The following is a 1,053-nucleotide window of genomic DNA, read 5'->3' as shown; positions in this document are numbered from 1 at the left end:
GGCTGCTGCGGTTCCTGGCCACCCGCCCTGGCCCCGTCTCGGCCGCGGCGGTCGCCGACGGCCTGGACATGCCCCGGTCGAGCGTCTACCAGCTCCTGGAGGCGATGGCCGAGGAGGGGTTCGTGACACACCTGCCGGAGGAGCGCAGGTGGGGCCTGGGGGTGGCGGCCTTCGAGATCGGCTCGGCCTACCTGCGCCAGGACGGGATGGAGCGCCTCGCCCGCCCCCTGCTGCGCCGACTCACCGAGACCACGGGGGCAACGGCACAGCTGGGAATCCTGCACGGCTCCGACACCCTGTACCTGCTCAAGGAGCAGCCTCCACACGCGCCGACCCTGATCACGGGCGTGGGGGTGCGCCTGCCCGCTCACCTGACGGCGTCGGGGCGGGCGATGCTGTCGCTCCTGCCACGCGCGCAGGTGCGGGCGCTCTACCCCGGGCGGGAATCCTTCACCGACCGCACGGGGCTGGGACCGTCCACCCCCGGAGAACTGCGCGAGGTCCTGGCACAGGAACGCCGACAGGGGTGGTCGTTGGAGGAGGAACAGGTCACCGAGGGCTTCCTTTCAGTGGCCTCGGCTGCGACCGACCACAACGCCCACCCGATCGCAGCCATCGCGCTGACCGTGCCCAGCGCCCGCCCGGTCACCCCCGCAGCCCTGACCGCGCGGGTGCGCGACGCAGCCTCCGAGCTCACCCGACGCCTCGCCGGACGCGCGGCCTCGTCCTAGCTAGATCGCTGATGGGGTCGGCGTTCGGGGCTCGGCGGTCATGGGTTCGGGGTGCTGGCGTCGGCACCCCGCGCTTCAGGCGGCTCATCCGGTGCGGCCGAAGCCCCCGGTGGAGCGGTTGGTGCGGCGGTACTTGAGGCGGTTGTGCAACGAGCACAACGGCTGCAGGTTGGCCGCGGTGGTTTCGCCCCCGCGGGAGAACTCGGTGATGTGGTCGGCCTCGCACTGCGAGACCGGCACGTCGCACCCACCCGACCAGGCGCAGGTGGTGTGGCCGACAAACGCCGCAGTGCGCAGGTAGCCCGGGGCCAGGCGGTGGGCC

General features: G+C 72.9%; 2 protein-coding genes. One reads left to right on the top strand and one right to left on the bottom strand.

Features of this window, described 5'->3' with window-relative positions:
* Positions 1-2 precede the first annotated feature (2 nt).
* Positions 3-731 carry an IclR family transcriptional regulator gene (locus D474_RS0115320; protein WP_051050988.1) on the top strand — a complete coding sequence of 243 codons (729 nt, stop codon included), beginning with the start codon at positions 3-5 and terminating at the stop codon, positions 729-731.
* An 84-nt stretch (positions 732-815) separates the two neighbouring features.
* On the opposite strand, the gene D474_RS28865 is transcribed toward D474_RS0115320, so the two are convergent.
* A partial coding sequence (locus tag D474_RS28865) for an HNH endonuclease signature motif containing protein (protein ID WP_040703678.1) occupies positions 816-1,053 on the bottom strand: 238 nt, incomplete at its 5' end.

The sequence above is a fragment of the Nocardiopsis salina YIM 90010 genome (genome assembly GCF_000341025.1).
Taxonomy (GTDB): domain Bacteria; phylum Actinomycetota; class Actinomycetes; order Streptosporangiales; family Streptosporangiaceae; genus Nocardiopsis; species Nocardiopsis salina.
The sequence above is the reverse complement of the archived record's forward strand: the minus strand, read 5'-3'. Positions and strand labels throughout refer to the sequence as shown.